The 25,847-nt window shown below is 64.1% G+C and carries 23 protein-coding genes and 1 riboswitch; of the genes, 16 read left to right on the top strand and 7 right to left on the bottom strand.

Features of this window, described 5'->3' with window-relative positions; translation table 11 throughout:
* Positions 1-5: 5 nt before the first annotated feature.
* The 3 genes from ACU8YE_RS08275 (at position 6) to ACU8YE_RS08285 (ending at position 1,907) form a co-directional block, all read left to right on the top strand.
* Positions 6-470, top strand: a complete 465-nt coding sequence (locus ACU8YE_RS08275; protein ID WP_232040480.1) for a diacylglycerol kinase — start codon at positions 6-8, stop codon at positions 468-470.
* A gap of 136 nt (positions 471-606) precedes the next feature.
* Complete coding sequence (locus ACU8YE_RS08280) at positions 607-1,326, top strand: TetR/AcrR family transcriptional regulator (protein ID WP_232040481.1); 720 nt, start codon at positions 607-609, stop codon at positions 1,324-1,326.
* On the top strand, positions 1,323-1,907 hold the full coding sequence (locus ACU8YE_RS08285) for an LOG family protein (RefSeq protein WP_012762323.1): 585 nt from the start codon (positions 1,323-1,325) through the stop codon (positions 1,905-1,907). Before ACU8YE_RS08280 ends, ACU8YE_RS08285 begins: the two co-directional genes overlap by 4 nt.
* Positions 1,908-1,919: 12 nt before the next feature.
* Here ACU8YE_RS08285 and ACU8YE_RS08290 read toward each other — a convergent pair whose 3' ends face one another.
* Genes ACU8YE_RS08290 through ACU8YE_RS08305 form a run of 4 tightly spaced genes read right to left on the bottom strand, consistent with a single transcriptional unit; the run spans position 1,920 to position 6,678 of the window.
* Positions 1,920-2,498: a DUF924 family protein gene (locus ACU8YE_RS08290; protein WP_446928495.1), complete on the bottom strand. Its 579-nt coding sequence runs from the start codon at positions 2,496-2,498 to the stop codon at positions 1,920-1,922.
* Between the two features lie 49 nt (positions 2,499-2,547).
* A complete protein-coding gene (locus ACU8YE_RS08295) occupies positions 2,548-2,952 on the bottom strand; it encodes a group II truncated hemoglobin (protein ID WP_147214697.1) in 405 nt (134 codons plus the stop codon).
* 34 nt (positions 2,953-2,986) lie between these two features.
* Positions 2,987-5,521, bottom strand: a complete 2,535-nt coding sequence (locus ACU8YE_RS08300; RefSeq protein ID WP_260801846.1) for an ABC transporter permease — start codon at positions 5,519-5,521, stop codon at positions 2,987-2,989.
* A gap of 56 nt (positions 5,522-5,577) precedes the next feature.
* Positions 5,578-6,678: a substrate-binding domain-containing protein gene (locus ACU8YE_RS08305; RefSeq protein ID WP_260801847.1), complete on the bottom strand. Its 1,101-nt coding sequence runs from the start codon at positions 6,676-6,678 to the stop codon at positions 5,578-5,580.
* A gap of 157 nt (positions 6,679-6,835) precedes the next feature.
* Here ACU8YE_RS08305 and ACU8YE_RS08310 point away from each other — a divergent pair, with 157 nt between their 5' ends.
* Positions 6,836-7,684 carry a substrate-binding domain-containing protein gene (locus ACU8YE_RS08310; protein WP_446928496.1) on the top strand — a complete coding sequence of 283 codons (849 nt, stop codon included), beginning with the start codon at positions 6,836-6,838 and terminating at the stop codon, positions 7,682-7,684.
* 39 nt (positions 7,685-7,723) lie between these two features.
* Here ACU8YE_RS08310 and ACU8YE_RS08315 read toward each other — a convergent pair whose 3' ends face one another.
* The gene (locus tag ACU8YE_RS08315) at positions 7,724-8,671 is read right to left on the bottom strand and encodes a LysR substrate-binding domain-containing protein (RefSeq protein ID WP_065858913.1); all 948 of its coding nucleotides are present in this window, start codon (positions 8,669-8,671) and stop codon (positions 7,724-7,726) included.
* A gap of 213 nt (positions 8,672-8,884) precedes the next feature.
* On the opposite strand from ACU8YE_RS08315, the gene xdhA reads away from it, so the two are divergent.
* From xdhA to ACU8YE_RS08345, 6 genes are all read left to right on the top strand, one after another.
* Positions 8,885-10,399 carry a xanthine dehydrogenase small subunit gene (xdhA, locus tag ACU8YE_RS08320; protein WP_446928497.1) on the top strand — a complete coding sequence of 505 codons (1,515 nt, stop codon included), beginning with the start codon at positions 8,885-8,887 and terminating at the stop codon, positions 10,397-10,399.
* Positions 10,400-10,403: 4 nt separating this feature from the next.
* Positions 10,404-12,770, top strand: a complete 2,367-nt coding sequence (gene xdhB / locus ACU8YE_RS08325; RefSeq protein ID WP_446928498.1) for a xanthine dehydrogenase molybdopterin binding subunit — start codon at positions 10,404-10,406, stop codon at positions 12,768-12,770.
* 13 nt (positions 12,771-12,783) lie between these two features.
* Complete coding sequence (gene xdhC, locus ACU8YE_RS08330; protein WP_414560817.1) at positions 12,784-13,818, top strand: xanthine dehydrogenase accessory protein XdhC; 1,035 nt, start codon at positions 12,784-12,786, stop codon at positions 13,816-13,818.
* A 2-nt stretch (positions 13,819-13,820) separates the two neighbouring features.
* The gene (locus ACU8YE_RS08335; protein ID WP_316869801.1) at positions 13,821-14,858 is read left to right on the top strand and encodes an adenosine deaminase; all 1,038 of its coding nucleotides are present in this window, start codon (positions 13,821-13,823) and stop codon (positions 14,856-14,858) included.
* Between the two features lie 17 nt (positions 14,859-14,875).
* Positions 14,876-16,210: a guanine deaminase gene (guaD, locus tag ACU8YE_RS08340; protein WP_446928499.1), complete on the top strand. Its 1,335-nt coding sequence runs from the start codon at positions 14,876-14,878 to the stop codon at positions 16,208-16,210.
* A gap of 13 nt (positions 16,211-16,223) precedes the next feature.
* A riboswitch (yybP-ykoY riboswitch) is annotated at positions 16,224-16,393 on the top strand.
* A gap of 54 nt (positions 16,394-16,447) precedes the next feature.
* Complete coding sequence (locus tag ACU8YE_RS08345) at positions 16,448-17,020, top strand: TMEM165/GDT1 family protein (RefSeq protein ID WP_232040492.1); 573 nt, start codon at positions 16,448-16,450, stop codon at positions 17,018-17,020.
* Positions 17,021-17,273: 253 nt separating this feature from the next.
* On the opposite strand, the gene ACU8YE_RS08350 is transcribed toward ACU8YE_RS08345, so the two are convergent.
* Together ACU8YE_RS08350 and uraH are read right to left on the bottom strand one after the other, a co-directional pair.
* On the bottom strand, positions 17,274-18,521 hold the full coding sequence (locus tag ACU8YE_RS08350; protein WP_232040493.1) for a urate hydroxylase PuuD: 1,248 nt from the start codon (positions 18,519-18,521) through the stop codon (positions 17,274-17,276).
* Positions 18,522-18,535: 14 nt separating this feature from the next.
* Positions 18,536-18,889 carry a hydroxyisourate hydrolase gene (gene uraH, locus ACU8YE_RS08355; RefSeq protein ID WP_232040494.1) on the bottom strand — a complete coding sequence of 118 codons (354 nt, stop codon included), beginning with the start codon at positions 18,887-18,889 and terminating at the stop codon, positions 18,536-18,538.
* A gap of 376 nt (positions 18,890-19,265) precedes the next feature.
* Here uraH and ACU8YE_RS08360 point away from each other — a divergent pair, with 376 nt between their 5' ends.
* The 6 genes from ACU8YE_RS08360 (at position 19,266) to ACU8YE_RS08385 (ending at position 25,766) form a co-directional block, all read left to right on the top strand.
* Positions 19,266-20,024: a GntR family transcriptional regulator gene (locus ACU8YE_RS08360; protein ID WP_446928500.1), complete on the top strand. Its 759-nt coding sequence runs from the start codon at positions 19,266-19,268 to the stop codon at positions 20,022-20,024.
* Positions 20,025-20,116: 92 nt separating this feature from the next.
* The gene (locus ACU8YE_RS08365; RefSeq protein ID WP_232040496.1) at positions 20,117-21,526 is read left to right on the top strand and encodes a nucleobase:cation symporter-2 family protein; all 1,410 of its coding nucleotides are present in this window, start codon (positions 20,117-20,119) and stop codon (positions 21,524-21,526) included.
* Between the two features lie 4 nt (positions 21,527-21,530).
* Positions 21,531-22,949: an 8-oxoguanine deaminase gene (locus tag ACU8YE_RS08370; RefSeq protein WP_446928501.1), complete on the top strand. Its 1,419-nt coding sequence runs from the start codon at positions 21,531-21,533 to the stop codon at positions 22,947-22,949.
* A 111-nt stretch (positions 22,950-23,060) separates the two neighbouring features.
* On the top strand, positions 23,061-24,023 hold the full coding sequence (gene puuE, locus ACU8YE_RS08375; RefSeq protein WP_045206154.1) for an allantoinase PuuE: 963 nt from the start codon (positions 23,061-23,063) through the stop codon (positions 24,021-24,023).
* The gene (uraD, locus tag ACU8YE_RS08380; protein ID WP_446928502.1) at positions 24,020-24,544 is read left to right on the top strand and encodes a 2-oxo-4-hydroxy-4-carboxy-5-ureidoimidazoline decarboxylase; all 525 of its coding nucleotides are present in this window, start codon (positions 24,020-24,022) and stop codon (positions 24,542-24,544) included. Before puuE ends, uraD begins: the two co-directional genes overlap by 4 nt.
* A 151-nt stretch (positions 24,545-24,695) precedes the next feature.
* Entirely contained in the window at positions 24,696-25,766 is a 1,071-nt protein-coding gene (locus ACU8YE_RS08385; protein WP_446928503.1) for a porin, read from the top strand.
* Positions 25,767-25,847 lie beyond the last annotated feature (81 nt).

A 25,847-nucleotide genomic window follows, 5' to 3' on the forward strand; every position in this document is an offset into this window, starting at 1 on the left:
GTTCCATGAAACCCACTACCCCGCCGGACCGGCGCCTGGAAAATCCGCCTGCGCCGCCGGCGGCCGGCGCCTATTCGCCGGCCGACAACCCGCATAAGGGCAATCGCGGCATCACGCGGGCATGGTTTGCGCTCAAGAACTCCATCAGCGGCATCCGCTTCGCCATCGACGAGGAAAGCGCCTTCCGCCAGGAGCTGACGCTGTGCGCGATCCTGCTGCCGTGTGCATTCGTTATTCCTGCCACGGTGGTCGAGCGCATTCTGATGCTCGGCACGCTGGTGCTGGTGCTGATTGTCGAGCTGCTCAATTCGAGCGTGGAAGCGGCGGTCGACCGTATCTCGCTGGAGCAGCACGGGCTGTCCAAGCGCGCCAAGGATTTCGGCAGCGCGGCCGTCATGCTGGCCCTGCTGCTGTGTGTGGGGACGTGGGTGGCGATTGCCTGGCCGTGGGTAGCGTCGCTGTTGCATTAGGAACACCAGCGAAAAACCGGTGACAACGTTTGGTAATGCCCGCCCACAGCATGTGGGGGTCGTTGCACGGGCACGATCTCTTATAATCCGGGCACCAATACGCCACGGAGACAGGGCCACCGGCCTTGGCAGTTCAATGGAAACCAAGCAGCATTCCACCGGCCCACGCCGCACGCGTGATCGCATCCTCGAAGTGTCGCTGCGCCTGTTCAACGAACTGGGCGAGCCCAACGTCACCACCACGACGATCGCCGAAGAGCTGGAGATCAGCCCTGGCAATCTGTACTACCACTTCCGCAACAAAGACGACATCATCAACTCGATCTTCGTGCAGTTCGAGCAGGAGATCGCGCGTCGCCTGAAGCTGCCGGATGACCACAAGGCCACACTCGACGAGACCTGGGGCTACCTGCAGTACATGTCGGAGTTTCTTTGGAACTACCGCTTCCTGTACCGCGACATCAACGATCTGCTCGCGCGCAACCGCATGCTTGAACTGAACTTCAAGCGCATCGTCGAGCAAAAGCGCCACTTCGCCATGGACATCTGCCACCAGTTCATCGAAGACGGCGAGATGGAAGCCACGGCCGAGCAGGTCGACGTCATCTGCACCAATATCGTGGTGATCGCCACTTACTGGCTGTCGTTCCAGTTCGTGCAGCACCCGCGTCAGTACAACGACCAGAACGCGATCCGCGACCACCTGCACGGCGCGAGCTACCACATCCTGTCGATCCTCGCGCCTTACCTGCGCGGCAAGCCGCGGCGGGCGTTCGATTTGCTGGCGGTGAGCCGCAGCAACGATCCGCCTATCGGCACCGCGGGCACTCCAAGCAACAACACCCCTGCTAAATGAAATCGATCTGCGTTTACTGCGGCTCCAGCCCGGGCGAGCGCCCGGAATACAAAGCCAATGCCATCGCGCTGGGCAACGAGATGGTCAAGCGTGACCTCACGCTCGTCTACGGCGGCGGCAACGTCGGCCTGATGGGCGTGGTGGCCGATGCGGTGCTGCACGGCGGCAGCCCGGTCATTGGCATCATCCCGAAATCGCTGGTGCGCAAGGAGGTCGGGCATAAAGAGCTGACCGAGCTGCACATCGTCGACAGCATGCATCAGCGCAAGCAGATGATGGCTGACCGTGCAGATGCCTTCATCGCCATGCCCGGCGGCGTCGGCACCTACGAAGAGCTGTTCGAAACCTTCACGTGGCTGCAGCTGGGCTATCACAACAAGCCGATCGGCCTGCTGAACGTGGCGGGCTTCTACGACAAGCTGCTGGCCTTCATCGACCACGCCGTGCAGGAAGGCTTCCTCAAGCGCCACCACGCCGATCTGCTGCACGTGAGCGACGACCCTGCCGCGTTGATCGACATGCTGGCGCGTGCGCCTCGCGAAACGGTCGACAAGTGGTCGGAGCGCCGCGAGCGCACGTAAGCACCGCCAGCGCTAAAACGACGACCCCGGCTGCGTCAGAAACGCAACTTCCTCGGGTGTGGAAACGCGCCCGAGGGCTTCGTTGCGATGCGGGAAGCGCCCGAAGCGCGACACGATCTCGCGGTGTTTCTCCGCCCAGATGAGCGGGTCCGCATCACCTTCCTGGTCACGCAGGCATGTGTAGAGGCGAATCGATTCGTCCTGCGCAGACAGCGCCTCGCTATGCTCGAACGGCAGGTAGCAAAACATGCGGTGATGGCGCGTCGGTAATTGCGCATCCCACCCTGCTGCCACGACGATCTGCGCGGTGTGCAGCGCAGCCGCGTCGCTGGCAAATGCGCGAGCACTGCCGCGAAACATGTTGCGAGGGAACTGGTCCAGCACGACGATGCGCGCGATGGCGTCGAGCGGCGTATCCATCCAGGTGTCGGCGTCTCCCGTGGAAAGCGCTTCCCACAGGGGCAAGAAGCGCGCGCGGATCTCGGCATCAAACGCGTCAGATTTGGTGAACCACTCCGGGCGTGCGTCAATCAGCGGCGCATTGCCGAACCAGAACGCGAGCACGTCGTCTGCGGTGGGCAAACCGATCATCGGGGTCTCCTTGAATCTGTTTTTGTACGGTGCGCTTTAGCGCGGCACCTTAGCGCTGCACGTTCCGCATCCAGTCGGCGGTTTGCCAGAACGCCTGCATCAGTCGCATCTGCAGGGCTTCGTCCAAGCCAATATCTTGCATGGCGAGTGCCATGCAGCGCATCCACTGATCACGCTCCTGCGTGCCGATCTCGAACGGCATATGCCGCGCGCGCAGGCGCGGGTGGCCAAAGCGCTCGATGAAATGATTCGGGCCGCCCAGCCAGCCGCACAGGAACCAAAACAGCTTGTCGCGCGACCCATCCAGGCTTTGCGGATGCAGTGCGCGCAGCACAGCAAATTCGGGCTCCAGATCCATCAGGTCGTAGAAGCGGTCAACGAGTTCGCGCACGCGCGCTTCGCCGCCAATCAGGTCAAAAGCCAGGGCTTCCTGGCCAGAAGTTGCGTCAGTCATACAGCGTCAGTCACATCAGAAATTTCAGGCGTCGTCATGCGTCACGAAGCGTTGCCATGGCCGGGCGACGCAGCACGTCGCGCAACCCCAACCAGCCGCCAACAAAGGCGCACGCCATACCGCTCACGATGCCCACCGGCAGGATCGCCGGGTTGAAACGATACGGAAAATCGAACACGTGCGCCGAGAGCACCCAGCCGATGGCGATTGCGCCTACACCTGCCATCAGCCCGGCCAGGCCGCCCACGATCAGTACTTCTGCATACTGGGTCTGACGTACCACGGCGGAGCCCGCACCCAGCGCGCGCAGCACGCCTGCGTCGCGCAAGCGCTCGTCACGCGAGCCGGAGAGCGCGGCGTACAGCACCAGCACACCCGCCGCCAGCGTGAAGACGAAGAGGAACTCCACCGCCGCCGTCACCTGATCCAGCACGCCCTGCACTTGTTGCAGGATCAGCTCGGTGTCGACGACCGTCAGGTTTGGAAACTCACGCACGAGCTTGGCCGGCAGATCAGCCTGCCCGGTGGGAATGCGGAACGCGGTCACGTACGTCTGCGGCATGTCGTGCAACGCCACGGGCGGCAGGATCACGAAAAAGTTCACGCGCATCGAGCTCCAGTCGAGCTTGCGCAATGACGTGATGGGCGCATCCACCGTCTGCCCGGCGACGTCGAAACGCAGCACGTCACCCAGGTGCAGGTTGAGCGTCTTGGCGATGCCCTCTTCCACCGAGGCCTCGGGCTTCTGCCCGCTGAACCATCGGCCGGCGACGATGCGATTTTCAGGCGGCTGCGCGGTGGCGTACGACAGGTTGAACTCGCGTTCGACCAGATTGCGGGCGCGCGATTCGGCATAGGTCTGGCGGTCGATCACCTGGCCATTCACCTGCGTCAGGCGCCCGCGCACCATGGGGTAGAGCTTCGGGTCGGCCACGCCGGCATGGGCCAGGGCTTGCGCCACGGGCGTCACCTGATCGGGCTGGATATTGATGATGAAACGGTTGGGCGCATCGGCCGGGGTGGCGTTGTGCCACGAACGGATCAGATCATTGCGCGTCATGGCAAGCAACAGCAGCGCCATCAGGCCGACCGCAAGCGCCACGGTTTGCAGCACGCTCACGCCACGACGGCGCTCCAGTACAGCCAGCGCAAAGCGCCAACCCACGCTGAGCGCGCGACCACGCCCCAGCGACACCGCCAGCGCGCGTAATCCGCCGGCAGCCAGTAGCGCAAACACGACGATTGCGCCGGCAAACCCGGCGGCGGTGAGCGCACCAAGTTTTACGTCGCGCGCAGACACTACAAGCAGCGCAAAGAACGCCGCTGCACCCAGCGCATAACCGATCCATGCAGCAACGGCGCGCTCGGCCACATCGCGCCGCAGTACTCGCAGCGGCGCCACGCGCACGAGGCTCAGCAACGGCGGCACGGCAAAGCCGATCAGCAGCACCAGCCCCGCCGTCACGCCCACGACTGCCGGCCAGACGGATGGCGCGGGCAATGTCACCGTGACCAGGTCGCCGAGCGATGCCAGCAACAACCAATGCGCCCCATAACCCAGTGCCACGCCCACCGCCGAACCGATCACGCCGATCAGCAAAAACTCCAGCGCAAACGTGCCGAGAATCTGCCCCTGCTTGAGGCCCAGGCATTTGATGACGGCCACCGCATCGGTATGCCGCGTGGTGTAGCGGCGCGCGGCCATGGTGATCGCCACTGCGGCAATCATCGCGGCGAGCAAGGCGACGAGCGAGAGGAAGCGCTCGGCGCGGTCCAGCGTTTCGCGCATCTGCGGCTGGCCGTTCTGCAGCGATTCAACGCGCACGCCACGCAACTGGCGCGTCTTCGCTTCGTTCTCTGCCCAGGTGCGGAACGCGCTGGCAGCGGCATCGGGGCCAGCCACCAGCAGGCGATACGTGACCCGGCTGCCGTAGGTGACAAGCCCCGTCGAACCCAGATCCGACATCGGCAGCATCACCCTGGGGGCGAAATTCATGAAGCCGGCGCCGCGATCAAGCTCCTGGGTGATGACATGGGCGACCTTGAACGTGCGCGTACCCAGGCGGATCGCATCGCCCACGCGCATGCCGAGCGCTTCGAGCAGCGGTGCGTCCACCCACACCGTGCCTGCAGCAGGAATACCCTGGATTGGCGCGCCCACGGTAGCGCGCCCGTCATCGCTCACCTTGAGGGTGCCGCGCAGCGGGTAGCCCACGTCGACGGCCTTGATGGCAGCGAGTTGCGATACGGGTTCGCCCGAGGCGCCCTTGGCCAACGTGCTTGCCATGCTGGGGAATGTGGCGGTGTGCGTGACTTGCAGGCCGCTCGCGCGCGCATGCGCCTCGATGTCGGGTGGCAACGGCTGGTCGGACACGATCAGGACATCCGCGCCGATCAGCTGGCGCGCGTCGCGCTCCAGCCCCGCATGCATGCGGTCGGCCAGGAAACTGACGGACGCCAGCGCTGCCACGGCCAACACCAGCGCGACGAGCAGGAGGTTCAGCTCACCGGCGCGCCAGTCGCGGCGCAGCATGCGCAGGGCTTGGGTCCAGACGGAGAAACGTGACATGGGCGGAACATTGACGGGGCGCTCGATCGCGCGAACCCCGCCATGTTCGCACGACTTCAGCGGGCCAGCGTGCGGGCCTCGTCAGCGTGCCAGGGCAGCGCCTGCTCTGCGGTCAGCAGCGAAACGTGCTCGGTCGGCCGGTAGCCTGCGAGGTGGCCAAGGCCTTCGCGGAAGGCGGGCTGACCGATGCGCTCGATCAGCTCGCGCACCCAGGGCGACAGCGCATCGTTGCGGCGCACCGCCAGGTAATACGTTTCGCGCGTCAGCGGAACAAAGTGCAGGCCGTGGGCTTCGGCGCCCGGGCGCAGGCCGAAGCCCACGTCCGCCCGTCCTTCCTGCACGGCCACGGCGACCTTGTCGCTGGAGAACTCCTGCTCGTCATACCCGTTGATCTGGTCGGGGTACAGCCCCGCGGCCACCAGCAACTGATCGAACAGCAAACGCGTGCCCGAACTGCGCTGGCGGTTGATGAAGCGCGCTTGCGTGCGCGCCAAGTCCCCCAGCGACTGCACCCGCCCGGCCCATTCCGCCGACATCATCAGCCCCTGCTCGCGATCAGCCAGGGCGATCAAGCGCACCGCGGTCGGGCGCAACCACTTGCGCAGTGTCTGGTGCGCGATCGAGCCCGCACCCTGCTGCGGGGCCACATAAAAGCCGGCCACTTCGCATTGTTTTTCCTGCAGGCAGATCAGCCCTTCAACCGCGCTGCAGAACACCGTATCGATGTGTGCCCCGTGGCTTTGCCGCGCAAACGTCTCAGCCAACACTTCCACGGCCGGGTCATGGCTGCCCGAGAACCGGATGCGCGCCTGCGACTGGGATGCGTCTTCCAGCTCCGAGAGGAACTGGCCCATGGCTTGGTGGAGCGCCGGATCGAGCTGCTCGCGCAGGCGCATCTCGGCTCGGAGCATGCGCTCACCAAAGAGCGTAAGCGACGCACCCCGGCCGCGCTCCATGTCGAGCAGCGAGCGGCCGAGCATTTCTTCCCACGCGCGCATCACCCCCCAGGCGTGCCGGTACGACAGGCCCACCTGTTTGGCCGCCCTGTGCAGCGACCCCGTCTCGCGCACCGCCCGCAGCAACTGAAACACCTTGCCATTGGCGCGCGGGTTGTCGTCCGGCCCCACCACCGGAAATACCTCGAACTGGAATGTCATTATGTTTATGGTTTCCTATTTACTTCCGCCGGGACCCAGGAGAACAATTCTGCTCATCCTCGGGGCGGGCTTATCGTGGCCGCTGGCTGCCCCTGACGTTGCCGACATCATGCAGCATCCGACATAAAGCGTCCACGCCTTCCCGCTACCCCACAACATGCCTGGATTGTCCCAAACCCTTCGGCTGTCTGCAGTCATCTGCATGACACTCGCGGTCGCCACTGCTGCATATGCTGGCGATCTCCGCATGGCCACCACCACCAGCACTGAAAATTCCGGCCTGCTGAAAGTCCTGTTACCGAAGTTCGAAGCGGCCACTGGCATCCATGTGCAGGTGATTGCCGTTGGCACCGGCAAGGCGGTCAAGCTGGGCGAATCGGGGGATGTCGATGTGGTGCTGGTGCACGCCCGCCCACTGGAAGACGCCTTCGTCGCGTCAGGCGGCGGCATTGACCGCCGCGACGTGATGTACAACGATTTCCTCCTCGTCGGCCCCGAGACAGACCCGGCTCACGTGCGTGGCCAGAAGAACGTCATCCAGGGGATGGAGACCATTGCCGCGGCAGGCGAAAAAGCCGGCGCCAAGTTCATCTCGCGCGGTGACAACTCCGGCACCGACGTCATGGAAAAGGCTTACTGGAAGACAGCCAACATCGACCCGAAGGGCAAGCCGTGGTACGTCAGCGCGGGGCTCGGCATGGGCGAAGTGCTGAACATGGCCGCGCAGATGAACGCCTACACGCTTTCGGACCGCGCAACCTACGGTGCCTACCGTGCCAAGACGGGCCTCGACATTGTGCTGGCCGGAGACCCGCGCATGTTCAATCCCTACGGCATCATCGCGGTCAACCCGAAGAAATACCCCAGCGTCAACTACACCGACGCGACCAAGCTGATCGAATGGATCACGTCACCAGCCGGTCAGCAGGTGATTGCCGACTTCAAGGTCAACGGGGAACAGGTGTTTTTCCCTGATTACGGGAAGTCCGTCACAAGCGGAAAGTAACGCCGCCCGGCGGCATGGCAAAGCGGCGGCGGTGTCGCGTCAAGCCACCGCCGATTCCAACTGCGAATGCTGCGGCAACTCTGCCGCCACCTCGCCGATCATCCGGCGCAACCACATCACATCGGGCGCTGCGTGGCTGCGCTCATGCCAGAGTTGGTAAAAGCGCATCTTTGGGAACGCCATAGGCGGCGGGAGGATGCGGATCGGCAAATACTGGGCGCAGTGCGCGGCGAACTGGCGGCCGGTGGTGAAGACCAGATCGGTGCGCATCAGCACATATGGCACCAGCCCGAAGTACGGCAGCGACACCTGGATCTGGCGCTTGAGCCCCTGCTCTGCAAGTGCCTGATCGATCATGCTGCGCTGCATGACGGCATACGGCGCGGGCGCCAGATGCGGCATCTCCACATAGTGCTTGAGCGAAATGCCCTTGCGCGCGAGCGGGTGCTGCGCCCCCAGCATGCAGACGACTTCATCGTCGAACAGCGGTGAAATATGCAGATGTTCGGGCGGCGACAGCCAGTTGCCGATCACGAGGTCCATGCCGCCCTGCTCCAGTGCGGCCAGGTAATCGACGCCGGCATTGAGCGGATGCACCACCAGCTTGGCTTGCGGGGCCTGCTTGCGCAGACGCTCGACGATGTTGGGCAGGAAGAAGGCATCGAGGTAATCCGGCGCACCAAGGTGAAACGTGCGGGTGGTGTTGCCGGGGTCGAATTCCTGCGACGGGCGGGCGATGCGCTCCATCGCCTCCAGGCTCTGCTGGGCGAGCGCCAGCAGATCATGGCCGCGCTCGGTCGGCACCATGCCGTTCTTGCCACGCACCAGGATGGCGTCGCCGGTGATCTCGCGCAGGCGCTTGAGCGTGTTGCTGATGGCCGGCTGTGACTGGCCGAGCTTGACCGCCGTGCGCGTCACGCTCTGCTCGGTGAGCAGCGTGTAGAGAACGCGCAGGAGGTAGGTATCGAGGTGATCTTTGCCGTGCATCTGGAGGCGGGTAACGGCTGCGCCGACCCTTCTAAAAGAAGTGCTTGGGGACGCTGTCAGTGTATGTCACCTGCACGCCGCGCCGCCAGACCGCTACCGGCGGGTATACCCCGGATTTTGGCTTTCCGATGCGGGTTATCACATGGGCCAAATATTGCATTCCTGGCCCGGTGCTATGGTTCCGTTACACACACAAACAGGCGTAGAACCCCCATGGAGACTCAGCCCATCCGCTTCTTCCACCGCAGCCAGGTCCGCACCGTCACGGACGCCCCGATCACTCGGACGGTGCTTCAATACCTGCGTGAGGACGCACACTGCACCGGCACCAAGGAAGGTTGCGCCGAGGGCGATTGCGGTGCATGCACCGTAGTGCTCGGCGAGCTGCAGGAAGACGGCAGCGTCGGCCTGAAGGCCGTCAACGCGTGTATCCAGTTCCTGCCCACGCTGGACGGCAAGGCGCTGTTCACCGTGGAAGACGTGCGCGGCAAGGACGGCACGCTGCACCCCGTGCAAGAGGCCATGGTGGAGTGCCACGGATCACAGTGCGGCTTCTGCACGCCTGGCTTCGTGATGTCGCTCTACGCGCTGTACGAAAACACCGGCAACCAGGCGGCGATCCCGTCGCGCCAGACCATCTGCGATTCGCTGACCGGCAACCTGTGCCGCTGCACCGGCTACCGCCCGATCATCGACGCTGGCGAACGCATGTTCGAACTGCCCGCGCCGGCAGGCATCGACCGCACGCAGTTGGCCGACACGCTGCGCAAGCTGCAGCGCAAGGACACCTTCAGCTATGCACCCGTCGGCACAGAGAACGCACCGCGCTTCTACGCGCCGCGCACCGCATCGGCCTTTGCCGCCATCAAGGCCGCGCATCCGAACATCCGCATCCTGGCCGGCAGCACCGACGTCGGCCTGTGGGTCACCAAGCAGTTCCGCGATCTGGGCGACATCCTGTACATCGGCCAGGTTGCCGACTTGTACGCACTGGAAAAGCGTGACGGCTGGATCGAGATTGGCGCGGCCGTCTCGCTGGAAAAAGCCTACGAATTCCTGGCCGCCGACTACCCCGAGACGACCGAGTTGTGGAAGCGCTTTGCCTCGCTGCCGATCCGCAATGCGGGCACGCTCGGCGGCAACATCGCCAACGGCTCGCCGATCGGCGACTCGGCACCCGCGCTGATCGCCATCGGCACGCGCGTCGTACTGCAGCGTGGCGAAGTCCGCCGCGAATTACCGCTCGAAGACCTCTACCTCGCCTATCAGAAGAACGCGATGGAAGAAGGCGAGTTTGTTGCCGGCCTGCGCATCCCCGCGCGTGAGGGCCGCGATGCTTTGCGCTTCCGTACGTACAAGCTGTCCAAGCGCTTTGACGAAGACATCTCTGCCGTGTGCGCGGCGCTGGCCATCGAGCTGGAAGGTGACATGGTGCGCAGCGCACGCATCGCTTACGGCGGCATGGCAGCAACTTCCAAGCGCGCCGCTGAAACCGAAGCCGCCATCGTCGGCCAGCCGTGGAACGAAGCAACGGTGCGTGCTGCCATGGCAGCCATGTCGCGCGACTACACCCCACTGACCGACATGCGCGCGACCGACAACTACCGCCGCATATCGGCTGCCAACACGGTGTACCGCTTCTGGCTGGAAACCCGCACAGATGCGCCGCTTGCGCCCGAACAGATCAATGTGCGCGCGGTCGAATTGAATACCCTCACAGCAGCGTAAGAACATGAACAAGCAAACCGAAGCCTTCCTGCTGGCGGAAGCCGATATTGCTGCCGCCATGCCTGATCAGCGCGGTGCTGTGGTGGGCATTTCGCGCCCGCATGAGTCTGCGCACCTGCATGTCGCGGGCACTGCCACGTACACCGACGACATTCCTGAGCTGGCCGGCACGCTACACGCGGCGCTCGGCATGAGCACGCAGGCGCATGCGCGCATCGTCAACATGGATCTGGATCGCGTGAAGGCCGCGCCGGGCGTGGTGGCGGTATTCACATCAGCCGACATTCCGGGCACGAACGATTGCGGGCCGATCATCCACGACGACCCGATCCTCGCCACCGACACGGTGCACTTCATCGGCCAGCCGATGTTCATCGTGGTGGCCACGTCGCACGATGCGGCCCGCCGTGCGGCGCGTCTGGGCAATATCGAATACGAAGTCCTGCCCCCGCTGCTGACGCCTGAAGAAGCGCGTGCCGCCGGCAAGTCCGTGCTGCCGCCGATGCACCTCAAGCGCGGCGAACCGGCTGAGCGCATCGCCTCTGCACCCCACGCTGAAGCCGGCAAGATGTCGTTGGGCGGCCAGGAGCAGTTCTACCTCGAAAGCCAGATCTCGTACGCCGTGCCGAAGGAAGACAACGGCATGCACGTGTGGTGCTCGACGCAGCATCCGACCGAGATGCAGCACATGGTGTCGCACATGCTGGGCTGGCATGCCAACCAGGTGCTGGTCGAATGCCGCCGCATGGGTGGTGGCTTCGGCGGCAAGGAATCGCAATCCGGTCTGTTTGCCTGTTGCGCTTCGCTGGCGGCGTGGAAACTCGCCTGCCCCGTCAAGCTGCGTCCGGACCGCGACGACGACATGATGATCACCGGCAAGCGGCATGATTTCCGCTTCGCCTACGAAGCCGGCTACGACGACGACGGGCGCATCCAGGGCGTCAAGGTCGACATGACCTCGCGCGCCGGTTTCTCGGCCGACCTGTCTGGCCCGGTGATGACGCGCGCCATCTGCCACTTCGACAACGCCTATTGGCTGCCCGAGGTGGAAATCGACGGCTTCTGCGCGCGCACCAACACGCAGTCGAACACCGCATTCCGCGGCTTCGGCGGCCCGCAGGGCGCGTTTGCCATCGAGTACATCATGGACAACATCGCGCGCTCGGTCGGCAAGGATGCCCTCGACGTGCGCCGCGCCAATTTGTACGGCAAGGACAAGAACAACGTCACGCCGTACGGGCAGACCGTGGAAGACAACGTCATCCATGAACTGCTCGACGAACTGGAGACGACGTCCGACTACCGCGCCCGCCGCGAAGCGATTCGCGCGTTCAATGCGACCAGCCCGGTCCTCAAGCGCGGCTTGGCGCTGACGCCGGTGAAGTTCGGCATCTCGTTCAACGTGAAGCACTTCAACCAGGCCGGCGCACTTGTGCACGTCTACAACGACGGTTCGATCCTCGTAAACCATGGCGGCACCGAAATGGGCCAGGGCCTGAACACGAAGGTCGCGCAGGTCGTCGCGCATGAACTGGGCGTGTCGTTCACGCGCATCCGCGTGACAGCCACCGACACCAGCAAGGTGGCCAACACGTCCGCCACGGCGGCATCCACAGGCAGCGACCTGAACGGAAAGGCCGCGCAAGACGCCGCACGCCAGATCCGCGAGCGCCTGATCGCGTTTGCCGCCGAGCATTACGAAGCGCCCATCGAAACGGTGGCGATCGTGGGCGACCATCTGGAAATCGGTGCACGCCGCGTGCCGTTCAACGAACTGATCGGCAAGGCCTACGTTGCGCGCGTGCAGTTGTGGTCCGACGGCTTCTACGCCACGCCCAAGCTGCACTGGGATCAAGCCAAGCTCAAGGGCCGGCCGTTCTACTACTACGCCTATGGCGCGGCAGTCTCGGAAGTGGTGGTCGATACGCTCACAGGCGAATGGCGGCTGTTGCGCGCCGACGTGCTGCACGACGCCGGTCGCTCGATCAATCCGGCCATCGACATCGGCCAGGTGGAAGGCGCGTTCATCCAGGGCATGGGTTGGCTGACGACCGAAGAGCTGTGGTGGAACAAGAACGGCAAGCTGATGACGCACGCGCCGTCCACCTACAAGATCCCGACGGTCAACGACTGCCCGCCGGACTTCCGCGTGAACCTGTTCAACAACGCCAACGTGGAAGACAGCATCCACCGTTCCAAGGCGCTGGGTGAGCCGCCGCTGCTGCTGCCGTTCTCGGTGTTCTTCGCCATTCGCGATGCAGTGGCTGCGGTTGGCGATGGCCGCACGAACCCGCCGCTGAATGCGCCGGCCACCAGCGAGGAAATCCTCAAGGCCGTGGATGCGATCCGCAGCGCCCCACTGACCGCCTGAGTCGGGAGACACCATGGACCACACGCAACTGCGCCCATTCCGCTTCGCCGATGTGCTTGCCACCGTGCAGGCCGGGCAGCCGTGCGTGCTGGTCACGGTGACGGACGTGCAAGGCTCTGCGCCGCGAGAACCGGGCACGCTCATGCTGGTGGGCACCGACGGCTTCTTCGGCACCATCGGTGGCGGTCATCTGGAATGGCGCGCGATGGAAATTGCTCAGGCGATGATGGACGCGCCCGAAGCCACCGGCGAAGCGCGCCGTCAGTTCGTACGCATTCCGCTTGGGCCTGCGCTCGGCCAATGCTGCGGCGGCGTGGTGCGGCTGTCGCTGGAACGACTCGACGCGCGTGATGTGGACTGGATCGCCCTGGCCGATGACGCCATGCGCCAACGCCGCAGCCTGCGTCGCTTTGTCTCCGCTGATCCTGCGGTAGCGGTTGAAGCAAGCGTGGGCGACGCAGCTGCGGCCGGCGTGCAATTCGACGCCAGCGGATTCACCCAAACGGTGCTGCCGCCCGACATGTCGATCGTGCTGTGCGGCGCGGGCCATGTCGGGCACGCCATCGTGCGCGCACTGGCGCATCTGCCCTGCCGCGTCACGTGGGTGGATGAGCGCGATGCGATGTTCCCGTTTCCGACGGAAGTGCCCCCGAACGTCGTCATCGAATCCACCGATACGCCGGAAGCCGTGATCGATCACGCGCCCGCCGGCAGCTACTTCCTGGTCATGACGCACAACCATGCGTTGGATCTCGCGCTGTGCGAACGGATCATGCGCCGCACGGACTTTGCCTACTTCGGCCTGATCGGCTCCAAGACCAAGCGCGCGCGCTTCGAGCACCGCATGGTCGAGCACGGCGTGGACCCGGCACGCCTGCCGGAAATGGTGTGCCCCATTGGCGTGGCGGGCATCGTGGACAAGGCGCCGGATATCATTGCGGTATCCGTCGTCGCGCAACTGCTGCAGGTGCGGGAGCTGCAACAGCACGCGCTCACCAGCGCCAGCAGCGGCGCGGCGGTCCCTTACCGAGTCCCCACGCCTGTCTAATCATGCCGATTTCCACCGCGCTTGCAGAACGCATCGCCACCAGCCCGAAAGCTGAACTGCACATCCACATCGAAGGCTCGCTCGAACCCGAACTGATGTTCGCGCTGGCTGAGCGCAACGGCGTGAAGCTGCCGTATGCGTCCGTCGAGGAAGTGCGCGCCGCCTACGCCTTCGACGATCTGCAGTCGTTCCTCGACCTGTATTACGCCGGCGCCAGCGTGCTGCTTACCGAGCAGGATTTCTACGACATGACGGCGGCGTACGTGGCACGCGCACTCGCCGACAACGTCCACCACGCCGAAATCTTCTTCGACCCCCAGACGCACACCGCGCGCAACGTGCCCATGCATGTCGTCATCCACGGCATCGTCCGCGCATTGGACGACGCCGAGCGCGAGCACGGTTTTTCCAGCGCGCTGATCCTCTGCTTCCTGCGCCATCTGAGCGAGGAAGACGCATTCGACACGCTCGAAGCGGCCCTGCCCTACATCCAGGACCCGGCCAACCGCATCATCGGTGTGGGGCTGGATTCATCCGAGCGTGGCAATCCGCCGGAGAAGTTCGCGCGCGTATTCGCGCGCTGCAAGGAGCTGGGCCTACACCTGGTGGCCCACGCCGGCGAGGAAGGCCCGGCGCAATACGTGATCGACGCCCTCGACATCCTCAAGGTTGAGCGCATCGATCACGGCGTACGCGCCATCGACGATGCCGCACTCGTCAAGCGCCTCGCCGCCGAACGTATCGCGCTGACGGTCTGCCCGCTCTCGAACGAGAAACTGAAGGTCTATCCGGACCTGCGCGACCACTCGCTCAAACAACTGCTGGACGCGGGCTGCGCTGTGACGCTGCACTCCGATGATCCGGCCTACTTTGGTGGTTACATGAACACCAACTGGCTCGCCACCTTCAATGCCCTCGACCTGTCTGCGGCCGATGCGCACACGCTCGCACGCAACAGCTTCGAGGCGTCCTTCCTGCCCGAACAGGACAAAGCCCTGTGGCTTGCCAAGGTCGACGACCACTGGAAAGCCGCACACTAAAAATCTACGAAACGACGATGACCACGATGCCCCCGACTTCCAACAACGTTCACGCTTACCGCGGCCGCGTGCTGCATTTCCTGCACGATCCGCAGTATCGCGAGCGCGATGCCTATGAGTACTGGGAAGACGGCCTGCTCGTGGTCACGGACGGCAAGGTCGTGCAGGCCGGCGACTACGCCGCACTGCGCGAGAACCTGCCCGCCGGCACGCAACTGCACGATTACAGCGGCAAGCTGATCGTCCCGGGGTTCATCGATACGCACATCCACTTCCCGCAGACGGACATCATTGCGTCGCCGTCGCCTGGCCTGCTGCACTGGCTGGAGACATACACCTTCCCCGAAGAGCGCCGCTTCGAGAGCGAGCAGTACGCCGCTGGCGTCGCATCGTTCTTCCTCGACGAACTGCTGCGCAACGGCACGACCAGCGCCATGGTGTGGAGCACCGTGCATCGCAGCTCGGCCGAGACGCTGTTCACGCAGGCCCAGCAACGCGGCATGCGCATGATCACCGGCAAGGTGATGATGGACCGCAACTGCCCGAAATATCTGCGTGACACGGCCGAATCGGGCGCCCGCGACACGGCTGACCTGATCTCTCGCTGGCACGGCAAGGACCGTCTGGCCTACGCCATCACACCGCGCTTTGCGCCCACGTCGAGCGAAGCGCAACTGCAAGCGTGCGCAGAGCTCGCCAAGCAATACAAGGACGTCTTCATCCAGACGCACGTCGCAGAAAATCCCGACGAAGTGAAATGGGTGGCCGACCTGTTCCCGAACGCACGCAGCTACCTGGACGTCTACGACCGCTACGGCCTGCTGCGCAAAGGCGCCTTTTACGGCCACGCCATCTGGCTGGACGACGGCGACCGCCAACGCATGGCCGAATCCGGTGCAGCCGTGGCGCACTGCCCCACGTCCAATCTGTTCCTGGGCAGCGGCCTGTACAACTTCCACAAGAACGACGCGCACCGCCTGGCGCTCACGCTGGCCACTGACGTTGGCGGCGGCAGCTCGTTCTCGATGCTGCGCACGATGGGCACGGCGCATAAGGTCGCGCGCATGGGCGGCTATCACCTGACCGCCCTGAGGATGTTCTACCTGGCCACGCGCGGCGCCGCTGAAGCGCTGGGCTGGGAAGACCGCATCGGCAGCTTCGTGCCGGGCGCGGAAGCCGACTTCATCGTGCTGGACCCGGCAGCGACGCCGCTGCTGGCCCGCCGCAATGCACGCTCGGAAACGCTGGAAGAGCTGCTGTTCTCGCTGGCACTGCTGGGCGAAGACCGTGCCGTATCCGCCACTTACATCCAGGGTGAACCGGCCAAATTCGCGATTGGCGCCAACGCCTGATGCACTTATAATCCTCGCTTCCATTGGGGAGTAGCCGCCCGGGGTCGATACCCTGGGGGCCACGTCAACAGACTTGACCGCTGTCGCAATGACAGGTGGTTATGGCGTGGTCAGCCGCACTCAGGGTGCCACCCCGGCACCCGGTGACGCGCCTGGCGAGACCGATGACAACCCACTGCGGACAGGGCCGGCAGTGGCGCGTCATTGGTTCGCACACGGCCCGGACACCACAACAACATGGAAGCCTTTCTCGTCTCCACCGGCATCGTCGCCCTCGCAGAAATCGGCGACAAGACGCAACTGCTGTCGATCTTGCTGGCTGCGCGTTTTCGCAAGCCGGTGCCGATCATCCTCGGCATCTTCATCTCCACCCTTGTCAACCACGCACTGGCCGGCGCTGTCGGTGGCTGGATCACACATGTACTTGGCGAGAACGTCCTGCGGTGGATCCTGGGGGTGGGCTTTATCGCCATGGCCGGGTGGATGCTGATTCCGGACAAGCTCGACGACGAAGAGGCGCCCAGCGGCACGCAGCGCGGCCTGGGCATCCTGGGCACGACGATCGTGGCGTTCTTCTTTGCCGAGATGGGCGACAAGACGCAGATCGCGACCGTGGCCCTGGCAGCGCGCTTTAACGACGTGTTCTCGGTCGTGGCTGGCACCACCGTCGGCATGCTGCTGGCGAACGTGCCGGCCGTGCTGATGGGCAACAAGTTCGCTGCGCGCATGCCGATCACGCTGGTGCATCGGATTGCGGCGTTGATCTTTCTGGTGCTGGGAGTGCTTGCGCTGTTGGGCGTTGGGAAGTAAGCCACAGATCTCAGGCTTCAACGCACGCTCGGAGCATGCTTAGGCTGCGTGGCGCGGCTTGGAAACCGCCAGCGCAGTGCCCTAAGGCTTGTATGGCCGAACCGAAATCGAGCGACGCGGAGCACCTCGTCGCTGATGCTTAGCGCAAAAAAAACGGGGCCGTAGCCCCGTTCAACCCTCACCGGTCATGCCACCCGCTAGGGAACGAATGGCATGCTCCGATAAACCTTTCTGTTGTTGCTCAGCGTGCGCCTCAGTTCGTCTTGGCGCCGTCCTCAAACCACTTGGCGATGATCGCGCGCTCGTCATCGGTGATCTGCGTCACGTTGCCCAGCGGCATCAGCTTCTGCTGCACGACTTGCTGGTAGACGAGCTGCGCATGCTTGCCCAGCTCTTCCGGCGTATCGAGCAACACGCCCTTGGCCGGTGAAGGCATCAGGGTAGGATGAGCCGAGTGACATTGGTAGCACCGTGCGGTAACGACTGCCTGTACTTTGGCGAAGTCCGAGCCGCCAGCGGCTGTCGGGGTGGCCGCTGCGGCCGTACCCGTCGCTGCCGCAGCAGGCGTGCTTTCGGCGCTAGGCGCCGCCGGACGCGACACCGGAGCGAGCCACACCGCCACCCCCAACAGCACGGCCACGCCTGCTGCCGGATAACCCCAGTTCACCACGCCCTTGTGCTTGAGGATGAAGAACTGACGGATCAGCACGCCAGCCAGCATGATCAGCACCAGCACAGCCCAGTTGTACTTGGCGGCGTACGTCATGCTGTAGTGGTTCGACAGCATCGCAAACAGCACCGGCAGCGTGAAGTACGTGTTGTGCACGCTGCGCTGCTTGCCGCGCTTGCCGTGAATCGGGTCCGGCTTCTCGCCTGCCTTGAGCGAGGCCACCACCTTGCGTTGCCCCGGAATGATCCAGAAGAACACGTTGGCACTCATGATGGTCGCGATCATCGCGCCGATCAGCAGGAATGCCGCCCGGCCCGAGAACAGGTGCGTCGCTGCAAAGGCCGCGATCACCACGTAGATCGCCACCAGAATGCCGACCACGCGATCGTTCTTGCCAAACACGCGGCAGATCGTGTCGTACACGAGCCAGCCGACCACCAGGAAGCCCAGCGCCAGCAACACCGCCGTCGTCGCCGTCATGTCGAACACGCTGCGATCGATCATGTAGACGTTGGCGTTGAACAGGTACACCACCGTCAGCAGCGCGAAGCCCGACATCCAGGTGGAGTACGACTCCCAGTAGAACCAGTGCAGATGGTCCGGCAACTGCTTCGGTGCCAGCAGGTACTTCTGCGGGTTGTAGAACCCGCCGCCGTGCACGGCCCACAGCTCGCCGTCGACACCCTTGTCCTTCAGATCCGGCGCGGTCGGCTTGGTGAGGCTGTTATCGAGCCAGACGAAGTAGAACGACGACCCGATCCACGCGATCGCAACGATCACGTGCAGCCAACGCAAGAGCAAGTTGGCCCAGTCGAGGATATAGCCTTCCATGATTGCCCCGCTCCTTAGCTACCGCGATAGGTCGAATACGACCACGGCGACACCAGCAGCGGCACGTGGTAGTGCGCGCTCGTATCGGCCACGCCAAAGCGCAGCGTCACCACGTCCAGGAACGCGGGCTCGGGGAGTCTGACGCCGGCGGCGCGGTAGTACTCGCCCACGCCGAAGTCCAGCTCGTACACGCCGGTTTGCAGCGCGTCGCCTTCAAGCAGCGGCGCATCGCAACGGCCATCGTGATTGGTGCGAACCGATTTGATCGGTTGCCGCTGATTGTCGACAATTTTGAACAGTGCAATCGCCAGGTTTTGACCCGGCGTGCCTGCAGCGGTGTCGAGCACATGGGTGGTCAAGCGTCCCATTTGTCTTCCTCTGTAGTTCGAATTTTCAGAAGCGCCGCTGCCTCCACTTGCACCTCGCGCCAAACCCTTGTGGGACAAGGGCTGGCGTCGGGGCCCGCTCGGTACGTGCTGTGCACGCATCCCGGCGCGCGTCCAGCCGGTTTACGCCTGCCGTCCATCGGGGGAAGACATGCCAAACCGGCAAAGCCGTCGCTCGTTCTGGGCCCGACTCCTTGTCTTCGCCGTGTCTCTAGACCAGGCTCCAAACAGGGATTTCCCTAGTTTGTCGGATTCCCGAACGCATTTTGTTGACAATATTGAAGGCGGCCACGAATAATTGTCAACATATTTTCGCAGTGGCTGATGCCGCGGCGCACTAATGAAAGGCAGGTCTGCCATGTCCAAGAATCTCAAGCTGGTCTCCACGGAAGCGGTGTCAAAGTCGGGCGCCAAAGCATCGGGGGCAACACGCATGTCGGTCGAAGAACGGATGTATCACGAGATCTACGACGCGATCATGGAACACCGTCTGCCACCGCGCACGAAGCTGACGGAGCATGCGCTTTGCGAAATCTATGCCACCGCCCGTCATACGGTGCGCAAGGTTTTCTCCCAACTGGCCGCTGATGGCCTGGTTGACCTGGAGCCGAACCGCGGTGCGTTCATCGCCGCACCCTCCATCGACGAGGCCCACGCCATGTTCGAGCTGCGCCAGATCCTGGAGCGCGCGGTGCTCGACAAGGTGGGCCACAGCAGCAACCCCAAGGCGGCCATCGCGCCGCTGATGGAACTCGTCAAGCAGGAGCGCCAGGCGTTTGTCACGCACGATCGTCCGCGCTGGATTCGCCTGTCTGCGGAATTTCACATGGCGCTGGCCGAGCAATCCGGCAACCCACTGGTGGTCGAGATGATGCGCCGGCTGGTGTCGCGCACCACGCTGATGATCGCCAGCGTCGAGGCCCCGGGCAACAACGCCTGCTCGTTCGACGAACACCTCGACATCCTCAATGCCCTTGAGCGCGGCGACGCCAGCGCTGCCCAGGCCCACATGGCCCAGCACTTGCAATGTTGCGCCGATCGCGTGCGCCCCGAAGCGCCCGCTGATTTCGATCTGCGTTCGGTATTGGGCCCGCGCGGCGGGAAGGACAAAGTCTAGGACCGGTTTAGCTGTATCGGGCGAGCCGGCACGACAGAGGCCAGCCGCCACAAGCCGGACGCCGTCCGGCTTACCACCCAAAGGAGACCTTTATGGCAAGCAGCACCATCGCCGCCCCCACGGCGGATCTGACCAATGAGCGCGTGGCGTACGGACGCCTGCTCGCATTGGGCCTGCAACATGTATTGGTGATGTATGCAGGCACCGTGGCAGTGCCTCTGATTGTGGGCGGTGCACTGCATCTGCCCAAGGAACAGCTTGCGTTCCTGATCAACGCAGATCTCTTTGCCGCCGGCCTAGCCACACTCATCCAGGCCTTCGGTGTGTGGAAGTTCGGCATCCGCATGCCGGTCATGATGGGCGTGACCTTCGCGTCGGTGGGCCCGATGATCGCCATTGGCACCGACCCGAGCATCGGCCTGCTGGGCATCTACGGCGCTGTGATTGCGGCGGGGTTGTTCGGCATCATCGTCGCGCCGCTCATGGGGCGCGTGCTTGGGCTCTTCCCGCCGGTCGTAACCGGCACCGTCATCACGCTGATCGGCATGTCACTGATGGGCGTGGGGATCAACTGGGCTGCGGGTGGCCAGCCGACCATGAAGACGATGGTGGACGGCGTGCTCAAGACCGTGCCCAATCCGGCCTACGGCGACCTGAGCGGCTTGGGCATCGCGCTGGCCGTGCTCGTCATCATCCTGTTGCTGACAAAGTACGGTCGCGGCCTGATCGGCAATATCGCCGTGCTGCTGGGCATCGTGATCGGCACGTTCATCGCCATGGCGTTCGGCAAGGTCAGCTTTGCCGGCATCACCGAGGCCGATTGGGTGGCCGTGATCACGCCGCTGCATTTCGGCATGCCGACCTTCCACTTCGGCGCCATCGCTTCGATGTGCATCGTGATGTTGATCACGCTGGTGGAATCGACCGGCATGTTCCTGGCGCTGGCGGAAATCACCGGCAAGAAGCTTTCCACTGATGACCTGACCCGTGGCCTGCGGGCTGACGGTCTTGGCACGGTGATCGGCGGCTTGTTCAACACGTTCCCGTACACATCGTTCTCGCAGAACGTGGGGCTGGTGACGGTCACGGGTGTGCGCTCGCGCTTTGTGGCAGCCATGGGCGGCCTGATTCTGATTGCGCTGGGCCTGTTCCCGAAGATGGCCCACATCGTGGCGTCCGTCCCGTCCTTCGTGCTGGGTGGCGCGGGCATCGTGATGTTCGGCATGGTGGCCGCCACGGGCGTGCGCATCCTGGGCTCGATCGATTTCAACAAGTACCGCCACAACCTGTTCATCGTGGCGATCTCGATCGGCTTCGGCATGATCCCGACGCTGGCACCGACCTTCTTCCAGTATCTGCCGCATTGGCTGGAGCCGGTCACGCACAGCGGCATCGTGCTGGGCACGCTGGTCGCCGTCATCCTGAACCTCTACTACAACGGCATGCAGTCCGCCGAGCACGCAATGCGCGACGCTGCCGCCAACACCCACGGCACGGAGTAATTGCATGACCGCCACTGTCGCGCACAACGACCCGCTTCTGATCGCCCGTCATGCCGACGTGCTGGTCACCATGGATGCGCAACGCCGCGAGATCCCCGACGGCGCACTGGTTGCGCGCGGTGGCGTGATCGAATGGATCGGCGCCACGGCGGATCTTCCCTCGCAGTATCGCGAGGCCATCGGTCAGCCGAATGTGCGTGTGATGGAGCTGCGCGACCACGTGGTCACGCCGGGCTTCGTCAACACGCACCATCACATGTATCAGAGCCTGACGCGCGCCCTGCCGGCCGCCCAGGACGCCGAACTGTTCGGCTGGCTGACCAACCTGTATCCGGTGTGGGCAGGTCTCACGCCGGAAATGGTGCGCGTGTCGACGCTCACGGCGATGGCCGAACTGCTGCTGTCGGGTTGCACGACCTCCAGCGATCACCTGTATCTCTACCCGAACGGCAGCCGGCTCGATGACTCGATCGAAGCCGCACAGCAGATCGGCATGCGTTTTCACGCGGCGCGCGGCAGCATGAGCGTCGGCCGCAGCCAGGGCGGTTTGCCGCCGGACCGCGTGGTCGAAGGCGAAGAGGCGATCCTCAAGGAAACGCAGCGCCTGATTGAAACCTGGCACAACGCCGATCGCCATTCGATGCTGCGTATTGTGGTGGCACCGTGCTCGCCCTTCTCTGTCTCGCGCGACCTGATGCGCGAATCGGCCAAGCTCGCGCGCAGCTACGGCGTGTCGATGCACACACACCTGGCCGAGAACGATAACGACATCGCTTACTCGCGCGAGAAGTTCGGCATGACGCCCGCCGAGTACGCAGAAGACCTCGGCTGGGTCGGCCGCGACGTCTGGCATGCGCACTGCGTAAAGCTCAACGCGCATGGCATCGACGTATTCGCGCGCACCGGCACCGGCGTTGCGCATTGCCCGTGCTCGAACATGCGGCTGGCGTCGGGCATTGCGCCCATCCGCACCATGCGCGACGCCGGCGTACCGGTCGGCCTCGGCGTGGATGGCAGCGCGTCGAACGATGGCGCGCACATGCTCGGCGAAACGCGCCAAGCCATGCTGCTCGCGCGTGTCGGCTTCGGCCCCGCGGCGATGAGCGCGCGCGAGGCGCTGGAGATCGCCACGCTCGGCGGCGCGCGCGTGCTCAACCGCGACGACATCGGCGCGCTCGCACCCGGCATGTCGGCCGACTTTGTCAGCTTCGATCGTCACCAGGTCGGTTTTGCCGGCGCCGACCACGACCCCGTCGCGGCGCTGGTGTTCTGCGCCCCGTCCAACGTGGCGCACAGCGTGATCAACGGCCGCGTGGTCGTCGAAGACGGCCGCCTGACCACGCTGGAACTCGACGCCCATCTCACGGTTCACCGGAGGCTCGCGCTGGAACTGGCGCAGGCTGCCCGGGCAGTCCCGGCCTGACGCGATGGCGCCTTGCCTTGTTCATGACGCCGCTGTGATGTCGTGAATTTGGAAAGCTGCATTCCACTGTCTGACCGGTGTTGTATGAAGTCTCCTCGACATGAAAAAACCATGACAAACAATAACTATCCGCGCGATCTCATCGGTTACGGCAAGAACCCGCCCAACGCCAATTGGCCGGGCGGCGCGCGCGTAGCACTGCAGTTCGTCCTCAACTACGAGGAAGGCGGTGAAAACTGCGTCTTGCACGGCGACGCCGGCTCCGAGCAGTTCCTCTCGGAAATCATTGGCGCCGCGGCCTACCCCGACCGCCACATGAGCATGGAGGGCATCTACGAATACGGCTCGCGTGCAGGCGTGTGGCGCATCCTGCGCGAGTTTGAAAAGCGCGGCCTGCCGCTGACGATCTTCGGTGTGTCGATGGCCCTGCAGCGCCATCCGGACCTGACCCAAGCCTTCGTTGACCTGGGCCACGAAATCGCCTGCCACGGCTGGCGCTGGATCCATTACCAGAACATCGACGAAGCCACCGAGCGCGAGCACATGCGCATCGGTGTGGAGATCATTCGCGAGCTGACCGGCAACGCGCCGCTGGGCTGGTACACCGGCCGCGACAGCCCCAACACGCGCCGCCTGGTGGTCGAGCACGGCGGCTTTGCCTACGACGCCGACTACTACGGCGACGACCTGCCGTTCTGGACCGAAGTGCAAACCTCGTCGGGCGAGAGCAAGCCGCACCTGGTGGTGCCGTACACGCTCGACACCAACGACATGCGCTTTGCCAGCCCGCAAGGCTTCAACACAGCCGACCACTTCTACCAGTACCTGAAGGACGCCTTCGACGTGCTGTACGAGGAAGGCGATCCCAACGGCCTCGCACAGCCGAAGATGCTGTCGATCGGCATGCACTGCCGCCTGCTGGGCCGCCCGGCGCGCTTCCGTGCGCTGCAGCGCTTCCTTGACTACGTGCAATCGCACGACAAGGTCTGGATCTGCCGGCGCATCGACATCGCGCAGCACTGGATCCAGAACCATCCGTATGCCAAGCAACCCGTTTTGAGCACCGCAGCATGAGCCAGACCACCTATACCCTCTCGCAACTCAACGGCATGGACGCATCGCAGTTCGTGCAAGTCCTGGGTGGCATCTACGAGCACTCGCCCTGGGTTGCTGAACAGGCCGCCACGCAACGACCGTTTGCTTCGGCGGAGGCGCTCGCGGCTGCCATGCGCAATGTCGTCGACACCGCGGGCATCGAGCCGCAGCTCAAACTCGTGCGCGCCCACCCGGAGTTGGCGGGCAAGGCCGCCGTGCGTGGTGAGCTGACCGCCGAGTCGACGCGCGAACAAAGCGGCGCGGGCCTGAACCTGTGCACGCCGGAAGAATTTGCACGCCTGCAGGCACTTAACGCCCAGTACAACGAGAAGTTCGGCTTCCCGTTCATCCTGGCAGTGCGCGGCTATGACCGCCAAGGAATCATCGAGAACTTCAGCCAGCGGGTGGAGAACGACCGCGATACCGAGCTGCGTGCGTCGCTCGAACAGATTCATCGCATCGCGGGTTTCCGCTTGGCCGATTTGATTGCAGCACACTGATTTTTCAGGTTCATCAGCAAAAACAACGCTGTGGGCACGGTGTCATGGGGCATGGGACACCGATCGGCATGGAGCCTGACCAGCCGGCCTGTGACCGCATCAAAGAATGCGGCGCAACCCGCAGTGATCTTCAACAACAAAGGAGGTAGCAATGCAGTCGAAATTCAAGCGTGGCGTGGCCGCGCTGGCAGTGGCATCGGCACTGGGGGCAGCAAGTGCCGGTGCGCAAGCGCAATCGTCCGTCACGTTGTACGGCCAGGTGGATGCCTGGGCCGGCGCCACCAAGAGCCTGGGCGCATCGGACCGCGCCTGGGGCGTCAACTCGGGCGGGATGTCGACCTCGTACTGGGGCATGAAGGGCAGCGAAGATCTAGGCAACGGCCTGAAGGCGATCTTCACCCTGGAAGCGTTCTTCCGCCCGGACACCGGCAAGTCCGGCCGTTTTGACGGCGATACGTTCTTCGCCCGCAACTCGTTCGTGGGCCTGCAATCGAGCACGTGGGGCTCGATCAAGCTCGGCCGCCTGACGCCACCGTACTTTGTCTCGACGATCCTGTTCAACCCGTTCATCGATTCGTACACGTTCTCGCCGATGGTGTTCCACACCTACCTCGGCAACGGCCTGAGCGGCCCCGGCGGCATCTCGGGTCTGGTTGGAGATTCGGGCTGGAACAACTCGATCATGTACTCCACGCCGGACTTCAACGGCCTGACCGCCAACTTCATCTACGGCGCGGGTGAGCAAGCCGGCCATAACGGCCAGAACAAGTGGGGCGGCAACTTCCTGTACTTCCATGGCAACTTCGCGGCCACGGCAGCCTTCCAGCAAGTGCGCTTCGACGGTGCGCCGGGTGACCTGAACGCGCTGGTGGCAGGCTTCTCGCGCCAGACGGCCGCGCAACTGGGCGCCACGTACGACTTTGGCGTGGTCAAGCTGTACGGCCAATACCAGTACATCAAGAACGCCATCAACTCGGGCGACGCGAAGAGCAACGGCGGCCAACTGGGCGTGTCGGTGCCTGTGGGCCCGGGCAGCATCCTGGCGTCGTACGCGTACACGAAGACCTCGGGTGCGGCTGACGTGAAGCGCAACACGTGGGCAGTCGGCTACGACTACTCGCTGTCCAAGCGCACCGATGTGTACGCCGCGTACATGCGCGACAAGGTGACGAACCTGAGCTCGGCCGACACCTTCGGCGTGGGCATCCGCGCAAAGTTCTAAGCAGTCGGCAGCAAAGAAAAACGGCGCCTGGACTTTCCCCAGGCGCCGTTTTCTTTTGGGCCGCCAACCCTCAGCGGCCCA

Source organism: Ralstonia sp. VS2407 (assembly GCF_052950655.1).